8 protein-coding genes are annotated in these 13,033 nt (G+C 70.8%); 3 read left to right on the top strand and 5 right to left on the bottom strand.

Annotated features, from left to right (window positions below; genetic code table 11):
* Window positions 1–8 precede the first annotated feature (8 nt).
* Window positions 9–1,334, bottom strand: coding sequence for an MFS transporter (locus tag ACQEU1_RS08600; protein ID WP_433198067.1), 1,326 nt, complete (start codon window positions 1,332–1,334; stop codon window positions 9–11).
* 167 nt (window positions 1,335–1,501) lie between these two features.
* Between ACQEU1_RS08600 and ACQEU1_RS08595 the strand changes: the two genes are divergently transcribed.
* Both ACQEU1_RS08595 and ACQEU1_RS08590 read left to right on the top strand, forming a co-directional pair.
* Window positions 1,502–3,022 (top strand): phospholipid carrier-dependent glycosyltransferase, encoded by a 1,521-nt coding sequence (locus ACQEU1_RS08595; protein WP_433198065.1) that lies wholly within the window; start codon window positions 1,502–1,504, stop codon window positions 3,020–3,022.
* A 135-nt stretch (window positions 3,023–3,157) separates the two neighbouring features.
* Entirely contained in the window at window positions 3,158–4,957 is a 1,800-nt protein-coding gene (locus tag ACQEU1_RS08590) for a trypsin-like serine protease (RefSeq protein WP_433198063.1), read from the top strand.
* Window positions 4,958–5,031: 74 nt separating this feature from the next.
* Here the strand turns inward: ACQEU1_RS08590 and ACQEU1_RS08585 are convergent, their stop codons facing one another.
* Window positions 5,032–6,567, bottom strand: a complete 1,536-nt coding sequence (locus tag ACQEU1_RS08585; protein ID WP_433198061.1) for a S8 family serine peptidase — start codon at window positions 6,565–6,567, stop codon at window positions 5,032–5,034.
* Between the two features lie 21 nt (window positions 6,568–6,588).
* The gene (locus ACQEU1_RS08580; protein WP_433198059.1) at window positions 6,589–8,151 is read right to left on the bottom strand and encodes a S8 family serine peptidase; all 1,563 of its coding nucleotides are present in this window, start codon (window positions 8,149–8,151) and stop codon (window positions 6,589–6,591) included.
* Window positions 8,152–8,284: 133 nt separating this feature from the next.
* Here ACQEU1_RS08580 and ACQEU1_RS08575 point away from each other — a divergent pair, with 133 nt between their 5' ends.
* Window positions 8,285–11,179 carry a helix-turn-helix transcriptional regulator gene (locus ACQEU1_RS08575; RefSeq protein WP_433198057.1) on the top strand — a complete coding sequence of 965 codons (2,895 nt, stop codon included), beginning with the start codon at window positions 8,285–8,287 and terminating at the stop codon, window positions 11,177–11,179.
* Here ACQEU1_RS08575 and ACQEU1_RS08570 read toward each other — a convergent pair.
* Both ACQEU1_RS08570 and ACQEU1_RS08565 read right to left on the bottom strand, forming a co-directional pair.
* Window positions 11,176–11,835 carry a response regulator gene (locus ACQEU1_RS08570; RefSeq protein ID WP_433198055.1) on the bottom strand — a complete coding sequence of 220 codons (660 nt, stop codon included), beginning with the start codon at window positions 11,833–11,835 and terminating at the stop codon, window positions 11,176–11,178. The genes ACQEU1_RS08575 and ACQEU1_RS08570 overlap by 4 nt on opposite strands.
* A gap of 4 nt (window positions 11,836–11,839) precedes the next feature.
* Window positions 11,840–13,030, bottom strand: a complete 1,191-nt coding sequence (locus ACQEU1_RS08565; RefSeq protein ID WP_433198053.1) for a sensor histidine kinase — start codon at window positions 13,028–13,030, stop codon at window positions 11,840–11,842.
* Window positions 13,031–13,033: the final 3 nt, after the last annotated feature.

Raw genomic sequence — 13,033 nt, 5'->3', positions numbered from 1 at the left:
CCCGCAGGCTAGACCTGCGCCACGGCCTCAGGGGAACGCTTTTTCCGTTGCAGCACCAGCGGAACCAGCACGACCACGGCCGCCAGCAGGAACCCGAGCCGGAACGACCCTCCGGCCACGAGCAGCGCCGCCGAGACCTGCACGCCCAGCGCCGCGCCGATCGCCCGCGCGATCCCGCACGTCGCCGCCGCCACCCCGGTGTCCTGCGGGTCCACCGACGTGATCACCGAGGTGTAGGTGGCGGTGGACGCGGTGCCGACGCCGAGCCCGAGCGTCACCAGCAGCCCGACCACGAGCTGCCACGGCACCTCGTGCCACCCGGCCACGAACAACGTGCCCAGCGCGGTCAACAGAAGGCCCGCCACCAGCACGAACCGCGTTCCCGCCTTGCGCACGAACACCCCGGACAGCGGTCCGACCACGACCGCGACCAGCACGGTGGGGAAGAGGTAGAGGCTGATCTCGCTGGCCGTCGCGCCGAACCCGGTGAGCAGCTGCGGCACCAGGAAGTACGTCGCCGAGTAGCTCGCCCCGAGCGCCGCGGCGGTGAGGCTCGCCGTCCACACCCCGCGCGCCCGCAGGATGCCGAGGTCCACCAGCGGATGCGCGGACCGCCGTTCGACCACGACCCAGCCCGCGCCGAACCCCAGTGCGAGCACGAACAGCACCGCGGCGACGGCAAGCCCCTGCGGCGCGACGTAGAGCGCGAGCATCAGCGTGGCCAGCGCCACCGCCAGCAGAGCGCCGCCGAGCCAGTCCAGTCGCACCCGGCGGACGGTCTGCGGACCGGGCAGCACAGCCGGCGCCACGAGCGCCACCACGGCCACCGCGATCGCGGGCAGCAGGAACATCCACTGCCGCGACAACGCGTCGGCGAGCGGTCCGGCTGCGAGCACGCCCAGGCCGGTGCCGACGGTGAACAGGCCGGTCAGCACGCCGACCGCCACCGGCGTCGAGTCGCGGAAGAGCTGCCGCGCCACCACGAACGACACGGGCAGCACGCCGCCGCCCAGTCCCTGCAGGAACTGGCCGAGCAGGATCACCGGGAACGTCGTCGCGAACGCCGACAGCACCGCGCCGGCGACGATGCACCAGGTCAGCACGAGCAGGGTGCGGCGGCCGCCGCGGTCGTCGGCGATCTTCGCGACGACCGGCATGGTGATGGCCGACGTGATGATCAACGTCGTGGACAGCAGACCCGCCTGGGCCGGGTCGAGGCCGAGCTCGCGTTGCAGCAGCGGGAGCGCGGGGAACGGAATGCTCTCCAGCGCGCCGATCGTCACGGCCAACGCGGCCAGGACCGCCATCGCGGGGCGGGTGTTCACAGTGGTCACGGCTGGTCTCCCTCGTCCGGGGGCCAGTAAAGCTACAAGGTGTAGCTGAAAGTTGCCAGAGGCTTCGGCAACAATCTGTAGCGAAATGGGGAAGCAACCGAACGAGCGGGCATCCCGTTTCGGGAAGTACCGGGTCACGTTCACCCACCGGAAAGGACCGAGCGGAGTTGGCGCTCGCCACGATCAGCCGCCCTGCCGCGGTGCCCCTGCCGCCAGTGCCGGCGCAGGCACCCCGGCGCTGGCCGTTCGTGCTGGTCACGGCCGTGCTGCTGGCCCAGATGGCCATCGCGATGATCACTACCGCGGTTCAGCAGACCCCGACCATCGACGAACCGGTGTACATCGGCGCGGCCGTCGTCCAGGCCGAGCAGCACAGCCTGCGCTACAACCCCGAGCACCCGCCGCTGGGCAAGCTGATCATGGCGACCGGGCTCGCGTTCACCGGCGTCACCCTCGAGCCGGGCTTCCAGGGCGACCAGACCGAGCTGGGCAGGCACCTGCTCTACGAGTCGGGCCACGACCCCGGCACGCTGCTGCTCGCGGCCAGACTCCCGATGATCGCGCTGACCCTGCTGTTCGGGTTGGTCGTCTACTTCTTCGCCGCCGACATCTCGAAGAGCCGGACCGGCGGCACGCTCGCCCTCGCCCTGTACGCGTTCTCGCCGGACCTCATCGCGCACGGTTCACTGGCCACTTTGGACGTTCCGGCCGCCGGGTTCGTGCTCACCTCGGCCTGGTTGCTGTGGCGGTCGCGCACCGATCCCGCGCTGAACCTGCCGCTCGCCGGGCTCGCGCTCGGTGCCGCGCTCGCGACGAAGATGAACACCCTGGCGGCCGTGCCGGTGCTGCTGGCCCTCGTGCTGTGGCAGTCCCGGTGGCGGGCCGCGCTCGGCTTCCTGCTGGCCGCGACCACCGTCGTCTGGATCTCCTACGTCGCGGTGGACCCGTCTGTCTCGTTCGTGCAGGCCTACCTGGACGGGATCCGCGTGCAGACGGGGTTCGAGCACCGGGTCTGGGGCGGGTACCTCTTCGGCACCCACTACGAGGGTTCGCGCTGGTACTACCTGCCGGCCGCGTTGCTGGTGAAGACACCGCTCGGCGCGTTGCTGCTCTGGGCGGCCGGCACGGTGGCGTTGCTCAGACGCCCGGCGGCGCAGTACGTGCTGGCGCCCGCGGCCGTGCTGCTCGCCGTCGCCATGACCGGCAGCCGCGACCTCGGCGTGCGGTACGCGATCTTCGTGCCGATGTTCCTCGCCGTCGCCGCCGCGGTCGTCGCGCACCGCCGGTACGCCAGGATCGCCGTCGTCATGGTCGCCGCGAGTTCACTGTGGACGTTCCCGTACTACCTGCCGTACTCCAACGAGCTGTTCGGCGGCCCGTCGAAGACCCACCTGCACCTGCACGACTCCAACGTCGACTGGGGCCAGGACCTCGGCAGGCTCGCCGAACGGCTGAAGCGCTACCCGGACGAGCGCACGTGGCTCGTCTACAAGGGCGCGGGCGTGCCCGAGTACTACGGCATCCGCGCCACCGACCCGCGCGGAGTCGCCGCCGACCAGGTGCACGGGCTGCTCGTGGTGTCCAACACGGCCATCGCGAAGGCCGACGCGTTCCTGAACGAACTGATCGACACGAGCGTCCCGATCGACGTCGTGGGGCACTCCATCACGATCTTCCGCCGACCGTAGGTGGTGAAAGTTCCGTACCCCTACGGATGCCGTCCCTGATTGTTCCGCACGTGCCCTGCTCCGACAGTGATCGCAGCGAACGACCGCCGTCCCTGCCCTGAGGTGGGCGTTCCTGAGATCCGGAGAGGAACCAACGTGACGAGAACACGGTCATGGGGCCTGGCGGCCCTGGTCGCGGCCTCGGTGCTGACGCCCGTCGGCACCGCGAACGCCGCACCGAACGCCCCTGCGGCGAACTACCTGGGGGACACCGTCCCCGCCAACCTCGGTGACGCCTCGCCCTTCTTCGCGGGCGGGCAGAACTCCACCGTGAGCGAGTTCCCCGGCATCATCGCGGGCATCCGCGCCGGCGGCACCCGGCCGCAGGGCCAGACCTGCACCGGCACGGTCGTGGCACCGCGCAAGATCCTCATCGCGGCGCACTGCGCGGACGCCCAGGGGGAGAAGAAGTTCGTCTACGGGCTCGACGACCTCGCCGACTACGAGAACGGCAACGGAACCGGGTTCGCCGTCAACGTCGTGAGCTACAAGAAGCACCCGAAGTACGTCAACTTCGACCAGGGCTTCGACGTCGCCGTCGTGACCGTGGACCGCGACATCGCGCTCAAGGGCGGTGCCGCGTACCCGAAGTTCGCCACGTCCGCGGACTCCGGCGGTGCCGCGCCGGGCAAGACCGGTGTCGGCTTCGGCTACGGCAAGAAGGACTTCAACGACACCTCGGCGGACGTCACCCTCGACAAGGCGAGCCTGCCGGTCGTCAACGGCGACAGCGTCTGCCAGGGCGTCGGCGCGGGCTTCAAGTCGGCGACCATGATCTGCGCCGGCTACAACGACGGCCGCACCACGATCCTGCCCGGTGACAGCGGCGGCCCGCTGGTCTTCGACGGCAAGATCTACGGCGTCGCGTCGTGGAGCCGCTCCGACTTCAAGTGGTACTCGATCTACGGCCGCCTCGACAACGAGATGGGCGACTGGGTCAAGACCGAGGTCGGCTCGCAGCCGCCTGTCGGTGACTTCGGCCTGACGGTCGCGCCCGGCAGCGGTTCGGTCGCGGCGGGCAAGACGCTGTCCGCGGCGATCACGACCACGGCGGGTTCGGGTGGCGCGGAGAACGCCACGCTGTCCGCGTCCGGCCTGCCGAGCGGCGTGAAGGCGGTCTTCCAGCCGACGTCGGTCACCACCGGCAACTCGGCCAAGGTCACGTTCGACGCCACCACCTCGGCACCGAACGGCACCTACGAGATCACGGTCACCGGCACGACGTCGAGCGGCAAGACGGCGTCCGCCAAGTACTCGCTGACCGTCACCGGCGGCGGCGACCCGCAGCCGGGCGACTTCACGCTGGGAGCGTCGCCGAGCAGCGTCAAGGCGGCCAAGGGCAAGTACGTCTCCACGACGATCTCGTCGAACGGCGACGGCCAGACGATCAACCTCTCCGCGTCCGGCGTGCCGACCGGTGTGAAGGCGACGTTCCAGCCGACGTCCATCAGCGCGGGCAGCTCGGCCAAGGTCACGTTCGACGTCTCGGCGACCGCGGCGGCCGGCACGTCCAGCATCACGGTCACCGGCACCGACTCGGGTGGCAAGACCGCCACGACCACGGTGTCGCTGACGGTCGAGGGCACCGACCCGCCGACCGGTGAGGTCAAGGTGACCGCGACGCCGTCGTCGGCCACCGTGAAGCAGGGCCTGCTCGGCCAGACCGTCGTGAAGGCCAGTGGTGGCACCGGGAACCTGACGCTCACCGCCTCCGGTGTGCCCACAGGTGCGCAGCTCTCGTTCAACCCGGCCACGATCGGCCAGAACGGCAGCAGCAACGTCTGGATCTTCACCAACTTCTCCACCCCGCCCGGCACCTACCAGATCACCATCACGGCGAAGTCCGCCGACGGGAAGACCGGCACGACGACGTTCTCGCTGACCGTCACCCGCTAGCTCCCCTGGCAGGGGGAACAGGGAAGAGCCCCGGAGCCGTTGTGGCTCCGGGGCTCTTCTTCATCGTGGTGGGATCAGACCGTCAGGGTCCAGGTGTCGATGTTGCCGGTGTCGTAGGTGTAGACGTCCTTCACCTGGAGCTTCCAGGTGCCGTTGCGCGCCTCGGAAGACAAGTCGACGGTGTAGGTCTCGTGGACCCCCGCCGAGGACGAGGCGCCGCCCGCCTTCTTCAGCACGTAGGACTTGCCGGACGGGCTGACCAGGTCGATGGCCAGGTCGCCGGTGTAGGTGTGGTTGATGTCGACCTTCACGGTGGCCGACGCGGTGGAGTTGCCGGTGCAGCCCGAGATCGTCACCGACGACGTGACGGCGGTGTTCGTGTCCGGAATGGACACGTCGTCGCCGTTCGTGCCGGGACCGCACTGCGGCGGGTTCGGGTCGCCGCCGATGAACCCGCTGTACAGCAGCTTGTTCGGCGAACCGGAACCCGGGTTGGTGACCTTGCCGGAGGTGGCGTTGTTCACCAGCGCGTCGCGCAACGCCTGCGGGCTCGCGGACGGGTTGGCCGACAGGTACAGCGCCGCGACGCCCGCGACGTGCGGGGTGGCCATCGACGTGCCGGACATGTTCGTGCTGCCGCCGTTCAGACCGAGCGACGTGATGTTGTCACCCGGCGCGAAGATGTCCGTGCAGGTGCCGTAGTTCGAGAACGAGGCACGCGCGTCGTTGGACGAGGTGGCGTTCACCGTGATCAGCGACGAGATCTTCGCCGGTCCGGTGGAGCAGGCGTCGGTCGAGCTGTTGCCCGACGCGACCGCCATCTGCACGCCGGAGGCGACCATGCCGGCGATGGCGTCGTTGCCGATGTCCGGGGTGTCGAAGGTCCAGGAAGCGTTGACCACGGCGGGTTTCTGGGCGTTCGCCGTGACCCACTCGATGGCCTTGACGCCCGCCGAGTCCGGTCCGTTGCCCGTGCAGCTCGTGCCGAGCATGCGGACCGAGACCAGCTTGGCCTTCTTCGCGACGCCGTACGTCTTCGAGCCGACCGTGCCGGCCACGTGCGTGCCGTGCCCGGAGCAGTCCTGCCCGTTCTGGCCGTCCTCGATGAAGTCGGCGCCCACGGACGCGCGGCCCTCGAAGTCGGCGATGTTCGTCTTCACGCCCGTGTCGGTGATGTAGACCGTCACGTTCGACGCGCCACCGCTGGGGTAGTTGTACTTCTTGTCCAGCGGCAACGACGCCTGGTCGACGCGGTCGAGGCCCCACGTCGGGTTGTTCTGCACGTCCAGCGCCTTCGCGGTGCCGTCCTGGTAGACGGCCTTGACGGCCGGGTCGGCCGCCAGCTTGCGCGCCGCGGCCTCGGTCAGGTTCGTGACCTGGAAACCGCGCATGGCACGGGAGAACACGGTGTCGAGGGTGCCGCCGTACTTCTTGCTGAGGGTCTCGGACGACGCCTGGATGGCGGCGCCCGGCTTGAGCGACACGATGAAGCTGCCACCGGCCGAGGGGTTCTCGGCCTTGACGAAGTCGGCCTCAGCCGCCTGTGCCGGGGTGACCAGCACGGCCGACGCCAGGGCCAGAACGGCGAGCCCGCAGGTTTTGCGGTGCATGGGAAGTCCTTCCGGAGCTCGTCAGAACGTCAGGGTCCAGGAGTCGATGTTCCCGGCGTCGTACGTCCAGACGTCGGTGACCTGCAGCTTCCACGTGCCGTTGCGGTTCTCGGCGGAGGCGTCGACCGTGAAGGTCTCGTGCACGCCGCCGGCCGAGGTGGCGCCCTTGGCCTTCTTGAGGCTGTAGGTGGCGCCGGACGGACCGACCAGGTCGATGGCGAGGTCGGCGGTGTACGGGTGGTTGATGTCCACCTTCACCTTGGTGGCGTTCGACGCCTTGCCGGTGCAGCCGGTGACGTTCACCGACGAGGACACCGCGGTGTTGTTGTCCGGAATGGACACGTCGTCACCGTTGGTGGCCGCGGCACACGGCTCGGGGTCAGGGCCACCGCCGCCGATGAAGCTGATGTTGAGCAGCTTGTTCGGCGACCCTTGCAGGTCGGTGATCTTGCCGGTCGTGGCGTTGTTCACCAGCGCGTCGCGAACCTGGGCAGGGGTGGCGTTCGGGTTCGCGGACACGTACAGAGCAGCGGCACCGACGACGTGCGGGGTGGCCATCGAGGTGCCGCCCATGGACGTGGTGCCGCCGCCGTTCTTGGTCGACGTGATGTTCGAGCCGGGCCCGAAGATGTCGACGCAGGAGCCCCAGTTCGAGGCCTGCCCACCGGTGTAGATCGAGCGCTTGTCGGCCGAGTCGCTGGCGGCCACCGTGATGGCCTCCGGCGTGCGGGCGGGGGAGGTCTGGCAGGCGTCGCCGTTGTTGTTGCCCGCCGCCAGGCCGAACGTCACGCCCGCCGCGATCGCGCGCTTCACCGCGTTGTCCACAGTGGAGTCGGCGCCGCCGCCGAGGCTCATGTTCGCCACGGCCGGCTTCTTCGCGTTCTGCGCGACCCAGTCGATGCCCTTGATGATCTGCGAGTACTGGCCGTTGCCCGAGCAGTCGAGAACGCGGACCGCGACCAGGTTGACCTTCTTGGCCACGCCGTACGTCTTCGACCCCACCGTGCCGGCGACGTGCGTGCCGTGGCCCTGGCAGTCCGACGCGTCCGCGTCGTTGTCGATGAAGTCGTAGCCGTCCTTGGCCCGGCCCTCGAACTCGGTGTGCTGCTTGTAGATCCCGGTGTCCAGGATGTACGCGGTCACGTTCGAGGCGGTGTTCGGGTACGTGTACTTCTGGTCGAGCGGCAGGTTCGCCTGGTCGATCCGGTCGAGGCCCCACGTCGCGTTGGTCTGGGTGTCGGACATCCGCGCCCAGCCGTCCTGCTGCACGTAGGCGACGGACGGGTCGGCCGCGAGCCGCTTGGCCGCCGCCTCGTCCAGCTTCACCGCGAAGCCGCGCACCGACGCCACGTAGGTGTTGCTGACCTTGCCGCCGTGCTTGCGGGCGAGGTCGAGCGCCTTCGCGTTGGTGGTCGGGGCGTCGCTGGCGCCGTCCTTGAACACGACGATGTAGCTGCCCGCGACGGGCTGCGCGGTCTTCTGGATCGAGCCCGTCTGGGCAAGGACCGGGCTGCTCACCGCCGCTGCGACGGCGAGGCCGAGGCCCGTCGCCGCGAGCACTCGTGTTGTGCGATCGAGTCGCATCTCGGGTTCTCCGTTCTGGCCGCCACGGCAGGGATGGGCGGCACGTGCCGATCACCATCGGTCGGGCGGGAACGACGAACAATCCGGATATCTCTACGTAGGGATACCCGTCTTTCACCTAACATCGATGCGGATGAGCCGGACACCGAAGTCCAGGGCGCGACGCTGCGACCCCACCGGACTGATGCGCACCAGCTCGCCGGTGCTGGTGGGGCGAGGTGACCAGCTCGGCGCGCTGCGGGCCGCCGTGCCCAGCCAGCCCGCCGTGATCATGATCGAGGGCGAGGCGGGCGTCGGCAAGTCACGCCTGGTGCGCGAGCTGCTCGACGCCGACCTCGGGCCGATCGCCGTCCTCATGGGCCACTGCCAGCCGGTGGGGGAGCCGTTCCCGTACGGCGCGGTGCTGGAGGCGTTGCGCGACTGCACGGAACGCCTGGCGCGCAACCACTCGCGGCTGAGCCCCGTGGCGGGCGTGCTCGCCGGGCCGTTGCCGGAACTGGCCTCCTACCTGCCTGACGCGCCTCCGTCCACCGGTGATCCGCGCGCCGACCGGCACCGGTTCTTCCGCGCGCTGCGGGAGCTGCTGGGCGTGCTCGGGCCGGTGCTGCTGGTCGTGGAGGACCTGCACTGGGCCGACGACGGGTCGCGGCAGCTGCTGCGGTTCCTGATGGGCGATCCGCCCGCGAATCTGTCCATCGTGGTCACGTACCGGCGCGAGGACGTGCCGGGCGGGGTGCCGCTCGGGTCGGCGTACCGGCCGCCGACCGGGATCACCAGCGCGTTGCTGGAGCTGGAGCCGCTGGACGTGGCCGAGGTGCGGGTGCTGACGTCCGCGATCCTCGACGGCGAACCGGTGTCGGCCGAGTTCGCCGCCAAGCTGCACGAACGCACGGCCGGTATTCCGTTCGTGGTCGAAGAGACGTTGCGGGCGTTGCGGAACCCGGCCGGCGCGGTGCACGCCGACGGTGCCACGGCCCGGCGGCTGCTCGACAACGTGGACGTCCCGGTGCTGCTGCGCGACGCGATCGCCGAACGGCTGGCCGCGTTGCCGTCCGACGCCGCCCGGCTGGTGCAGGCCGCGGCCGTGCTGGGGGCGCCTGCCGGGGTGGAGCTGCTGGGTGCCGTCGCACGTCTTGGCGAGAGCAGTGCCGCGTTGACGCACGCTCTCACGGGTCACGTGCTGCACGAGGTCGGTCCACGGCGGTACGGCTTCCGGCACGCGTTGGCCCAGCAGGCCGTGTACGACACGTTGAGCGGACCTGACCGCACCGAGCTGCACCAACGGGCCGTCGAGGTGCTGGACCAGGTCGAACCCAGGCCGTTGGTCCAGCTCGCCGAGCACTCCGAACGGGCAGGGAGCACGGCGGCGTGGCTGCGGTACGGCGAGGCCGCCGCCGACCGGGCCGTGGAGATAGGTGACGCGGGCACGGCGACGGCGTTGCTGCAGAAGCTGCTGGTGGACTCGGCCGTGCCCGCCGCCGACGTCGACCGGCTCGCGATCAAGCTCGGCCAGATCGCCCACCAGGGCCTCGACCAGCTCGATCCGACCGAGACCCTGGAACGGCTGCTCTCCGACCGGCGCCTCTCGACCGCCGCGCGCGGGCAGGTGCGGCATTACCGGGGCGTGCTGCTGATCCGCCAGGCGGGCGGCATCGAGGAGGCTCGCTCGGAGCTCGAACGGGCCGTCGCCGACCTGACCGAACGGCCGGACCTGGCCGCCCGCGGCGAGGCCGTGCTGGGCCTGTCCTACCTGGGCATGACTCCTCTGCACGAGGTCCAGCCGTGGCTCGACCGCGTCAGCGCCGCCAGGGAGTCCGCCACCGACCTCGAGCAGAAGATGGCCCTGTACGCCAACGAGGTCGGCTCCAAGATGCACCTCGGCGACCCCTCCGTGCTGCCGTCGTGGCAGTTCTCGCCCGCCTCCACCCCCGGTGAGCTGCGCCAGCTCGCCCGCGCCCACTGCAACCTGGCCGACGCGCTGACCACCACCGGCCACTTCGCCCTCTGCGCCGACCTGCTGCGCGACGGCCTGCGGTTCGCCGCCGAGTGCGGAGCCCCGTTCACCGCCAGCACGGCCCACGCGACGCGAGCGCGGCTGGACTGGCTGACCGGCGACTGGGACGGCCTCGCCGAGCGCGCCGAGACGTTGCTCGACGAGTACCGCGACCTGTTCCCGCTGGCCAGCGAGCTGTGCCTGATCCTCGGCTCGCTCGCCACGGCCCGCGGCGAGTGGGCGGAGGCCACCAGCTACCTGACCGAGACCGGCGCGTTCGCCCCGGAGGAGTCGATCACCCCGGTCGCCATCGCGGGCTGCGCGGCCCTGGCCCGCACCATGCTCGCCCAGGACGAGGTCATCCGTGCCTGCGTGGACGTCGACCGGGGCCTGGCGATCGTGAGGGGCAAGGGCGTCTGGGTGTGGGCGACCGAACTCGGCCCCGTCGCCGTCGCGACCTTCCTGGCGGCCGGGCGCGAGACCGACGCGGAGACGTTGATCGAGGAGATCGCCGCCGGGGTGGAAGGCCGGGACGCGCCGATGGCGTTCGCCGCGCTGGCCTGGTGCCGGGGGCAGCTGGCCGAGGCCCGTGGCCAGGACGAGGCCCTGGAGCTCTACCGTCAGGCCGCCGACCGGTACTCGGCGCTGCCCGCGCCCTATCTGACCGCGCTGGTCGCGGAGCGCGAGGCCGCCTGTCTGCTGGTGAGCGACCAGGAGAAGGCGGCCGAGATCCTGTCCGCGCTGGTGGACACGTTCGACGGGCTCGGCGCCACCCGCGACGCGGCCCGGTGCCGGCACCAGCTGCGCAGCATCGGCGGCGGCAAACCGTCGCGGCGGGGGAGGCGCGGGTACGGCGACGCGTTGTCGCCGCGCGAGCAGGAGGTCGCGCGGCTGCTGGTGGCCGGGCACACGAACCGCAAGATCGCGGACGTGCTGTTCCTGTCGCCGCGGACGGTGGAACAGCACGCCGCGCGGGTGCTGCGCAAGCTCGGGGTGTCGTCGCGGGCGGAACTGCAGGCCGAGGACCTCGCCTAGTTCTCTCCCGGCACCACGACGCCCATCTCGTAGGCCGCCACGATCGCCTGCGCCCGATCCCGCACCCCGAGCTTCGCGAACACCCTGCTGACGTGCGTCTTCGCCGTCTGCTCCACGATCACCAGCGCGGCCGCGATCTCCGTGTTCGACAGCCCGCGCGCGACCAGCCGCAGCACCTTCAGCTCCTGCGCGGTGAGGCGACTGGCCCGTTCGGGGGCCACCGGGTCGCGGCGCGCGGCGAACTCCGCGATCAGCCGGCGCGTCACGGCCGGGGCGAACAGGGCGTTGCCCGCCGCCACCACCCGCACGGCGTTGACCAGGTCCTCCAGCGGCGCGTCCTTCAGCAGGAAGCCGCTGGCCCCCGCCCGCAGCGCGCCGTAGACGTACTCGTCGATGTCGAACGTCGTGAGCATCAGGACTCGGGCGTCCAGGTCGGGGTCGCCGAGGATGAGTCGCGCGGCCTCCAGGCCGTCCATGACCGGCATGCGGACGTCCATCAGCACCACGTCCGGGCGGTCGCGGGTGGTGGCGTGGACGGCGTCGGCACCGTTGCCCGCCTCGCCGACGACCGTGATGTCCGGCTGTGCGTTGAGCACGGCGTGGAAGCTCTGCCGGACCATCGTCTGGTCGTCGGCGATGAGCACCTTGATGTCCACCCGGTCATTCCTCGTTCCCGTTGAGCGGCAAGGTGACGGCGACGACGAACCCCTCGCGTTCGGGCTCCGCGCGGAACGTGCCGCGCAGGGCCGTGACGCGTTCGCGCATGCCGAGCAGACCGTGCTTGGGGCGTTCGTCGGACGGCTGCGCGGGCTCGGTGGCGGCGCTGTTGGTGATCGTCAGCCGCAGTTCGGTGGGCAGCGCGGTGATCCGGACGTCCACAGTGGAACCCGGTGCGTGCCGGACGGCGTTGCTCAGCGCCTCCTGCACGATCCGGTACGCGGACAGCGCGACTCCGTCCGGCACCCCGCCCACGCCGCTGGTCTCCAGGGACACCGCGACGCCCGCGTCCCGCAGGCGCGTGACCAGCTCGGAGATCTCCTCGACGCGTGGCTGGGGAGCGGTCTCGACCCGGCCGTCCTCGTCGCGCAGCACGCCCAGCAGGCGGCGCATCTCGGTGAGGCCCTCGCGGGCGGTGGCCTGGAGCTCGTCGAACTCGGTCAGCAGTTCCGGTGGCAGGTCGGCGAACCGGTAGCGCGCGCTGCCCGCCCGGAGCACGAGCACGGACATGTGGTGCGCCACGACGTCGTGCAGTTCGCGGGCGATCACGGCGCGTTCCACGAGCGTGGCGGCCTTCGTCTGCTGCACGGCCCGTTCGGCCTCGGCGATGCGCCGCAATCGCATCGCGTTGCCGAGGACGAGCACGCCCCCCATGACGACGGCCGCGACGACGTACTCCTCGGAGTGCAGGCGGTGCGGCAGCCACACCGCGACCATCGTGGCGATGAAGAGCCACACCAGGACCACCTGGCGGTAGCTCCGCGCGGCCGCGAACAAGGTCGTGCCGGCGGCGAGCAGCATGCCCGGCGTCCACGGCCAGTTCCAGACCGTCGTGAGCCCGGTGACGAGGGTGGGCGCGGGCACCAGCAGCACCGTCGTGATCCGCCACGACCACAGCGGGTGGCGGAGGCTCAGCAGCACCGCCGTCACGCTCACGGCCGTGAGCCACCAGGTCGAGATGTCGGTGAGGGCGCCACGGGGGTAGGCCGCGTTGAGGATCACGACCAGCACGGCCACGGCGGCCGTCGCCCTGGTGCGCAGGCGCTGCCACTTCGGTCCCGGCGGGGTGGCGACGAGATCCTTCGAGGTGAACAGCACCGAGACGCCCGCGGAGAGGAACTCCCGCCGTCTCATCCG

This window comes from Lentzea sp. CA-135723, from assembly GCF_050936595.1.
GTDB lineage: Bacteria > Actinomycetota > Actinomycetes > Mycobacteriales > Pseudonocardiaceae > Lentzea.
This window is presented reverse-complemented; position numbering and strand designations above follow the sequence as displayed.